Annotated in this window: 6 protein-coding genes; 1 reads left to right on the top strand and 5 read right to left on the bottom strand. The window is 71.8% G+C overall.

What is annotated here, in order from left to right; translation table 11 throughout:
* Positions 1 to 959: DEAD/DEAH box helicase (locus ABZY44_RS08895; protein ID WP_356651427.1), on the bottom strand; the 959-nt coding region annotated here is incomplete at its 3' end.
* Positions 960 to 1,333: 374 nt separating this feature from the next.
* On the bottom strand, positions 1,334 to 1,537 hold the full coding sequence (locus ABZY44_RS08890; RefSeq protein ID WP_055611897.1) for a cold-shock protein: 204 nt from the start codon (positions 1,535 to 1,537) through the stop codon (positions 1,334 to 1,336).
* A gap of 783 nt (positions 1,538 to 2,320) precedes the next feature.
* Between ABZY44_RS08890 and ABZY44_RS08885 the strand changes: the two genes are divergently transcribed.
* The gene (locus ABZY44_RS08885) at positions 2,321 to 2,782 is read left to right on the top strand and encodes a hypothetical protein (RefSeq protein WP_356651424.1); all 462 of its coding nucleotides are present in this window, start codon (positions 2,321 to 2,323) and stop codon (positions 2,780 to 2,782) included.
* Between the two features lie 136 nt (positions 2,783 to 2,918).
* Here the strand turns inward: ABZY44_RS08885 and ABZY44_RS08880 are convergent, their stop codons facing one another.
* From ABZY44_RS08880 to ABZY44_RS08870, 3 genes are all read right to left on the bottom strand, one after another.
* Positions 2,919 to 3,104, bottom strand: a complete 186-nt coding sequence (locus tag ABZY44_RS08880) for a hypothetical protein (protein WP_356651422.1) — start codon at positions 3,102 to 3,104, stop codon at positions 2,919 to 2,921.
* A gap of 137 nt (positions 3,105 to 3,241) precedes the next feature.
* Positions 3,242 to 6,250 carry an NHLP bacteriocin export ABC transporter permease/ATPase subunit gene (locus ABZY44_RS08875; protein ID WP_356651420.1) on the bottom strand — a complete coding sequence of 1,003 codons (3,009 nt, stop codon included), beginning with the start codon at positions 6,248 to 6,250 and terminating at the stop codon, positions 3,242 to 3,244.
* A complete protein-coding gene (locus tag ABZY44_RS08870) occupies positions 6,247 to 8,565 on the bottom strand; it encodes an NHLP family bacteriocin export ABC transporter peptidase/permease/ATPase subunit (protein ID WP_356651418.1) in 2,319 nt (772 codons plus the stop codon). Before ABZY44_RS08870 ends, ABZY44_RS08875 begins: the two co-directional genes overlap by 4 nt.
* Positions 8,566 to 8,572: the final 7 nt, after the last annotated feature.

Genomic DNA, 8,572 nt, shown 5'->3' with positions numbered 1-8,572 from the left:
TCGCGGGCGGCGATCTCCGTGGTCGTGCGCTGCTTGTCGGCGCCGTGGACGTGCAGGACGTGGTGCTCCATCGTGGTGACCGCGCCCGCGGAGGGGTCCACGGAGTGCACGACCGGGTCCGTGAGGTAGCGGCGGACCAGGAGGTCGACGTTGCGGTCCAGGGTCGCGGAGAACAGCATCCGCTGGCCCTCCGGGCGGACCTGGTCCAGCAGCGCGGTGACCTGGGGCATGAAGCCCATGTCCGCCATCTGGTCGGCCTCGTCCAGCACGGTGATGCCGACCTGGTTCAGCCGGCAGTCACCCCGGTCGATGAGGTCCTTCAGACGCCCCGGCGTTGCCACGACGACCTCGGCGCCGTTCCGCAGCGCGTTGGCCTGGCGGCCGATGGGCATGCCGCCGACGACGGTGGCCAGGCGCAGCCTCACGGCGCGGGCGTACGGGGTCAGGGCGTCGGTCACCTGCTGCGCGAGCTCGCGGGTGGGGACCAGGATCAGCGCCAGCGGCTGACGGGACTCGGCGCGCTGTCCGGCGGTGCGGGCCAGCAGGGCCAGGCCGAAGGCGAGGGTCTTGCCGGAACCGGTACGGCCCCGGCCCAGGACGTCACGGCCCGCGAGGGAGTTCGGGAGCGTCGCGCCCTGGATCGGGAACGGCACCGACACTCCCTGGGTGCCGAGCGCGGCCAGCAGCTGCTCGGGCATGTCGAGGTCGGCGAACGCCTCGACGGCGGGCAGCGCGGGAGTGATCGTCTTCGGCAGGGCGAACTCGCCCTGCACCGCGGCGGGCCGACGGCCGTAGCCGCCGCCCGAGCGGTTCTGCCCGGACGAGCGGCTCGGGCCACCGGAGCGGCTCGGGGCGGACGCACCGAAACGGCTGCCCCGCTCCCCGCCGGATCCGAAAGCGGGGCCGCCGCTGCGGCCGCGGGTACGGGAGGAACGGTCGTTGGAACGCGTGGGGTTCATGGAGAACCTTCCTTGATACGGCACGGCACGTATCAAGGAATTCCCGCAGCGGAAGAGCAGCGCGGGGAATCGCGAGAACGGGCCGAATAGCATACGAGAGCGAACCGGGTGCACGGTGAATCCGTGCCGGCCCGGGCGCCGCGATGGGTGATGTCACGGGAAACGGGAACGGAACCGCATCCGGACATCTGCTGCGTCCGGTGCGCCCCGTGCGTCCGGGCATCGACGGGTCCGGCTCCGAGGAGGCGGTACCTTGTGCTCGCTCCCGCAGGTGAAAGCACTACGGAAGCACTACGGAAGCACTACGGAAACGCGCACAGCTGAGGCCCGCACCCCGAGGGATGCGGGCCCCAGCTGCGTAAGGCGCGTCAGACTTAGGCGGGAACGATGTTCTCGGCCGTCGGGCCCTTCTGGCCCTGCGCGATGTCGAAGGTGACCTTCTGGCCTTCCTGCAGCTCGCGGAAGCCCTGGGCGGCGATGTTCGAGTAGTGGGCGAACACGTCAGCGCCGCCGCCGTCCTGCTCGATGAAGCCGAAGCCCTTTTCCGCGTTGAACCACTTCACGGTGCCAGCAGCCATGTCATATCTCCTTTGGGGCAATGCAACGGCGTCCGCACTGTACGGACACCGTGTCGCCGCGATGATGCCCCGCCCGGAAAATGACCCGGGAAATACGAAGCGCTTCCAGGGCCGAGAAGGCCGACTGGAGGCGCTTGAAGTTTTTGGGTACCAAAACTGCAACTGGGATCGACACTAGCACGCCGCAGGGGCTAGTGCAGGTGAAGTGTTTCCGCCCTGCGTGCTGCCGGTAAGTATTCTCCCTGCGGGATCCATTAAATTCTCAGACCGCCGGTATAGATATTTATTCACCTCCGGTGCAGCGTTTGTGTGTTTCAGAGGTGCCTCCGGCGCGCACCGGGGGCTCCGCTGCGGTGAGCGGGGTACCCCTCCACGTCAGGGGCCGTCCCGGCCGCACTGTGCGCCACAGCACGGCACACCACACGGCACGGCGCGGCCTGTGCGCCACGGCACGGCACGGCACTGTGCGCCACGGCACTGTGCGCCACGACGTCAGTGGTTTCTGCGGCCCCTCGGCCATTCGGTCCGGCGTGGTTTCTCGCAAGGACTTCATGGGCCGGCGAGGGAAATTCGGTGGATCGATTCCCCGTAGAAGTCATCGACCGGTCTGTATTGGGTGCATTCATCATTGAAATGTGCGCGAATGCGGATACCGACTTGCGATCACGGGATGAGCGTGCTGGTCTGGAATGGGTGGGGAGACGGTGTTCGTTTTCGGCGCGGACCCGAAGTGAATTCGGCCGGTTCTGCCCCGGGTCTGCCACCCGCTACCGGAGGTACACGATGACGACCCACGTCCCGTCTGCCGGCAGCCACCTGCCCCGCGTCACGGCCCTGCTCGTGACGGCCGCCCTGGCGCTGCCCCTCTCGGTCGCGTTCACCCTCAGCTCGGCGGCAGACGCATCCGCCTCGTGCGTCGCGAGTCCGTTCGCGGGCAGGTGGCGTTCGTCCGACGACAGGCTGAGCCGTATCGACCTGTGGCAGGGAGAGGACTGCCAGCTTTACGCGAAGGCCTGGTCGACCTGCGAGGCCGATGCCACGCGCGACTGCAGCTGGGGCTCGCGCTCGAGGGCGGTGCAATCGTCCCCGAACAGGAATTTCCGATTCTTCTCGTACTCGTGGAACAACGCGAGCGAGGTGCTGCAGTTGCGGCTGCAGGACAAGAGCCACATGTCGGTGTGGGACCACACCGACTACACGTCCGGCAAGAAGGTCAGCCTGACCGTTCCGATGGTCAAGGACTGAAGGCTCCGTTCCGCACCTGCGCGCCTCCGCACCTGCGCGCCTCCGCGCCTGCGCGCCTCCGCGGTCCACCGCGGAGGCGCGGATCGTGAAATGCGCCCGTCGGCCGTGGCCGTGGCCGTGCCGAGCCGTGGCCGTGTCAGCCGCGGGTGGTGCGGCGGCGGCCGAACGCGAACCAGAGGCCCAGCAGCACCCCGCCGGCCACGGCGACGGCGGTGGAGACCGTGCCGGAGGCGAGGCTCGCGGTGACGACGACGGCCAGCGCGTACCCCACGGGCAGCAGCACGTTCAGGTTGGTGGCGGCGGTCTTCGGACCTTGTGACATGGGTGGGTCCCCCTGCTCGGTGAATCGGTCGTACCCGGCCGCACGTCGCGTGCGCCGCGGGCGGGCTGGTCGTGGGGCGCATCGTTCCGGAAGGATCATCGCATCTGACGGCGGACGCCGTCCCAGCTCACGTGACGTCACATCCCGCCCCCTGACGGCCGGTTCGCGGCGACGGACATCTGCGGGCCCGCCAGCCGGGCGAAGAGTCCGTCCGCGTCCGCCATGAGCTCTTCGTACGTGCCCTGCTGGACGACCCGGCCCCGGTCCATGACCACGATGCGGTCCGCGCCGACGACAGTGGACAGCCGGTGCGCGATGACGATCCGGGTCGCGTTCAGCCGGCGCGTGCTCTCGGCGACCAGTCCCTGCGTGGGATTGTCGAGGGCGCTGGTCGCTTCGTCGAAGAAGACCAGGCGCGGCCGGGCCACCAGGGCGCGGGCGATCATGAGGCGCTGGCGCTGGCCGCCGGAGAGGGTGTTGGTGCCCTCGGAGAGCACGGTGTTCATGCTCATCGGCATGGCCCGGATGTCGTCGGCCAGGCCCGTCATCTCGGCGGCCGCCCAGGCGTCGTCGAGGGTGTGGCCTCCGGAGCCGACGATGTTGGCGAGGATGTCGCCGGCCTGGAGCGCGCCGTTCTGCAGCACCACTCCGCACTGCCGGCGGACCGCGGAGACATCCAGCTCGGCGAGGTCCTGGCCGTCGTACAGCAGGCTGCCCGACAGGGGGGTCTCGAAGCCGAGCAGCAGCCGCAGCAGCGTGGACTTGCCGCTGCCGGACGCGCCGACGACGGCGATGAACTCGCCCGGCTGGACGGTGAGGCTGACGTCGTCGAGGACGAGCGGGCCGTCCTGGCCGTAGCGGAACGACAGGTGCGAGACGGCGATCCGGCCGGACAGGTCGCCGGGGTCGGCCTTGGTGCCGTCGTTCTCCGGCTCCGCTTCGAGGATGGGCTTCAGCCGCTCCAGCATCGGAACGGTACCGACGGCGGTCACGGCGGAGGCGGTGAACTGCAGGCCGGCCGAGAGCAGCAGGTTGAAGGCCGCGAAGAACGGCAGGAAGGTGGCGAGCGGGACCTCCCCGTGCAGGGGGCCCGCCGTCACTCCGAAGACGATCGCCGAACACACCAGCGGGAAGCCGGCGTTGAAGGTCGTCACGCTGTTCTGCACCCGGCGGACGCGGGCGGACAGGGCGTGGCCGCGGGCGGCCAGCCGGGTCCACTCGGCGAAGGCCCGCTCCTCGGCGGCGGCCACCCGCAGCTTCGGCATGGCGGTGAGCATCTGGAAGACCATCGCGGACATCGCCTGCTCGTGTGTGTACTCGCGGCGCGCCCAGCGCAGTTGGAGCCGCCCGGCCGCCGCGGCGAACAGTACGCCGACGGCCGTGAGACCGGCGGCGACCAGGGCCAGGGTCAGGTCGTACCAGAAGACGAGGGCCAGGTTGGCGAGGCCGGTCAGCAGGGCCAGCGTGGCCGTGGTGAGCATCCCCGACAGGAGTTCCTGGGCGGCGGTGACACCGAGCACGGTGGTGCCCAGCTCGCCGGTGGAGTAGCGGGTGAAGAACGCGGCCGGCAGGGACAGCAGCCGGTTCCACAGCCCGGCCTGCATGGCGGCGCCGGTGCGGCTCTCCAGCCGCAGGACGGCGAGGTTCTGTACGACGGACAGGGCGGCGGTCACCAGGCCCGAGCCGATGACGACCAGGGCCCCCTGCACGATCAGGTTCCGGTCGGCGTCCGCCACGAACTCGCCGAGCACCTTGCCGGTCATCACCGGGATGATCAGGCCGATCAGGGCGACGAGTACGCCGGTGAGGGCGAGCCGGGCCAGGTCCCGGCCGTGCCCCAGGGAGGGCGAGAGGCCGAACCTCAGCAGGCCGGGGACGTCGCGCACGGCCGCGGGCAGGGGCCGGTACAGCACGACGGCGGCGGGGCGCAGCCGGGCGGCCGTCCCGGCGTCGAGCACGCAGACCCGGCCGTCGTCGACGAGGACGTAGCCCTGGCCGAGGGGCAGCAGCGCGACGGGCCGGCCCGTGACGTGGTAGCCGAGCACCGGCCCCACGTCGCGGGTCCACCAGCGGTCCTCCAGCCGGATGCCCCGGGTGCGGAAGCCGGAGGCGAGGGCGATGGCCCGCAGGTCCTCGGCGGCGCTGCGGCGGCCCGGGCCGGGGCTCCGGACCGGGGGGCGGACCGAGAAGCCCTGCCGGGAGGCGACCAGCCGGACCGCGGCGAGCATCGGTTCGTCATTGGCGACGTCCGCGAGCTTCAGTCGCGTGCCGGTGTCGTGCAGGACCGCGTCGAAGGTGCGGACGGCGGACGACAGGACCTTGCCGTCCTGGGCGCGGCGCGCGGCGAGTTCGGCGCGCTCGCGGGCCTGCTGGACGGCGATGCGGTGGTCGACGGTCGTGCGCAGCCGGGCGGCGTGCTCGGTCAGCGCTTGCGTCAGCCGGCCCTCCCGGTAGACGGAGAGGAGGGAGGCGGTGGTGAGGCGGGCGGCGCCGCGGGCCCGGACCCAGTCCTGTTCGGTCAGGACCAGCTCGGCGCCGGGGCCGACGGGCTCCAGTGCGCCGGTGTCCTCCTCCCCGTCGAGGTCTGCGGCCGAGCCCTCGGTGGCCGGGTCGCCCGGGTCGAGGAGGCCGGACTCCACGCGGACGAACTGCACTCCGTCGACGGAGCGGGCCACGTCGCCCTTGCCGAGCTCGGTGCCGTCGGTGGTGCTCAGGGACGTGAACTGGCGGGGCGCGAGGGCACCGGGGAGCGCCTCGGCGAGGGCGGTGAGCCCAGCGGTGAGGCCGCCGAGGAGCCGGGCGTGGTCGAGCCCGACGGGACCGTCTCCGGCCGGCCCGGGCAGCGCGGCCCGGCCCTGGCGGGTCTGGTCGAGGACGGACAGCGGCAGCCGGGTGAGGCGGGCGTCGAGCACGGGCCGGGCGATGACGGTGTGGCGGCGCTCGCCACCGGTGCCGCACACCACGAGCATGCCGGCCTCGGCGCGGCACAGGAAGTAGCGCCGGCCGTGCTCCCCGCCGTCGCCGCCGTCCGGTCCGCGGTCCACCGCGAACAGGTCGGCCGCGCCGGATTCCACGTACAGCAGGGTCGCGGGGTCGTCGAGGCAGACGGTCCGAGCGGGGGCGGCCGCGGCCGGGGGAGTGCTCACAGGGTGTCCTTCTCCGCGGAGCGGCTGGAGTCGAACAGGGCGGCGTAGCGGCCCTGGACGGCCAGGAGTTCGTCGTGCGTGCCGCGTTCGGCGATGACGCCCCGGTCCAGCACGATGATCTCGTCGGCGTCGCGCACGGCCGAAAGCCGGTGGGCGATGATCAGGCAGGCGCAGCCGCGGCGGCGCAGGTTGTCCATGACGGTGCGCTCGGTGGCCGGGTCGAGTGCGCTGGTGGCCTCGTCGAGGACGAGCAGGGTGGGGCGGGCGGCGAGCGCGCGGGCGAGTTCCAGGCGCTGGCGCTGACCGCCGCTGAAGTTGCTGCCCTGTTCGCACACCCTGGCGTTGATGCCGCCCGGCCGGGACATGACCTCGTCGAAGACGGCGGCGTCCTGGAGGGCGGCGAGTACGACCTCGTCGGGCACGGTGTCGTCCCACAGGGTCAGGTTGTCGCGGACCGTGCCGGCGAAGAGCGCGACGTCCTGGTCGACGTAGGCCATGGAGGCGGCGAGGACGGTACGGGGGATCTCCTCGCGGGGCCGCCCACTGATGAGGATCTGCCCGGAGCGCGGCTCGTACAGACCGGTCACGAGCCGGCCCACGGTGGACTTGCCGCTGCCGGAGCCGCCGACGATCGCGGTGCGGGACCCGGGGGTGACGGTGAGGGTGAGTGCGGTGACGACGGGGTCGGAGAGCGGACCGTAGCCGAAGGTGACCTCGTCCAGGGTGAGTTCGCCGTCGAGCCGGTTGGCCGGGGCGTCGGTCCGGCCGTCGGGGGCGTCGTTCGCCAGGCCGTCCGTCCCGGGTGAGCCGGGCTGGAAGCCCCGGGCCTGCGGGTACTTCTCCACGTCGTGAATGCGCTTGAGGTCGGCGTTCATCTCCTGGAGGCGGCTGCCCAGGTTGGTGAGCTGCGTGACGGGGCGGCTGAGGGACGCCAGCAGGGTCTGGAAGGTGACGAGGATGCCGACGCTGAGGGTGCCGTCGGCCACCCGAAGGCCGCCGACGAGCAGCATGACGCCGATGTTGACGACGGCCAGCAGGGGCGGCAGGACCGTCAGCACCGCGGTGGTCTGTCCGAGCCGCTGCTGGGCGGTGGTGACCTTGGCGAGGAAGCCGGCCCAGCGGGTGAACGCGTCGGGCTCGGCGCCGGTCGCCTTGACGGACTCGATGGTGGACAGGGTGGCGAAGGTGGTGCCGATCAGGTTGCCGCGGTCGGCGCGCAGCGCGTCCACGGCGTCCTTGCGGGAACGCGAGACCAGTTGCAGGACCAGTACGTTGAAGGCGGCGGTGGCCAGGCCCAGCAGGCCGAGCAGGACGTCGTAGCGGACCATCAGGCCGCCGTAGAAGACGACGAGCGCGAGGTTGATGGTGGTGGCGGCGACGTCACGCGAGAGGATCATGGCGACGGTGTCGTTGCTCGCGACGCGTCGGGCGACCTCCGCCGGGCGGCGCTGCAGGAAGAACTCGATGGGCAGCCGCAGCAGATGGCGGAAGAAGCGCGCCGACGCGACCAGTCCGGTACGGATCTCCATGCGCAGCAGGTAGTGCTGCTGCACGGAGGTGAGCACGAAGACCATCAGGGCGGTGGCGGCCATCGCCAGGACCAGCGGCAGCACGGCCGTGGGCGAGTCCGAGACGAGCACCCGGTCGAGGAAGACCCGCGAGTAGGCGGCGCCGACGATGCCCGGCACCACCAGCAGCAGGCTGGCCAGCAGGACCAGGGGCAGGGCCCGCCCGGACGGCAGGCGGCGGTCCAGGAGGGCGGCGGCGGTGCTGCTGCGACGGCCGCCGGGCGTGAAGCCGGGGCCGCGTTCGAAGGTGAGGACGATGCCGGTGTACCCGGAGTCGAACGCGGACCACTCCATCAGGCGGGGTCCGCTGGCCGGGTCGTTGACGGCGACCTGGGTGCGTCCGAACCGGGTGGTGATGCCCTCGACCACCATGAAGTGCTGGAACGCCCAGAAGATGATGACCGGGCCGTTGCGGAGCTTCTCCTCCAGCTGGTCGGTCTCCGCCTGGAAGCCCTTGGCGACGAGCCCGAACGAGCGGGCCGCTGCCAGCACGGAACTCGCGCGGGCGCCGTCGCGGGAGACGCCGCACAGGGCGCGCAGCTCCTCCAGGGGGACGTGCCGCCCGTAGTGGGCGAGGATCATCGACAGACTGGCCGCGCCGCACTCCACCGATTCCATCTGCAGGACGGTGGGCACCCGGTGCGCGCGGCGCCGGGCCCAGCGGCGGTTGCGGGCCGCGGTGCGCTGGGTGCGGCGGGCGTCCCGGCGGGAGGCGGCCACGGGGGGCCGGGTCTTCGTGTCGCTCATGGCTGCC

It is taken from the genome of Streptomyces sp. NPDC006544, from assembly GCF_040611715.1.
Lineage (GTDB): Bacteria > Actinomycetota > Actinomycetes > Streptomycetales > Streptomycetaceae > Streptomyces.
This window is presented reverse-complemented; position numbering and strand designations above follow the sequence as displayed.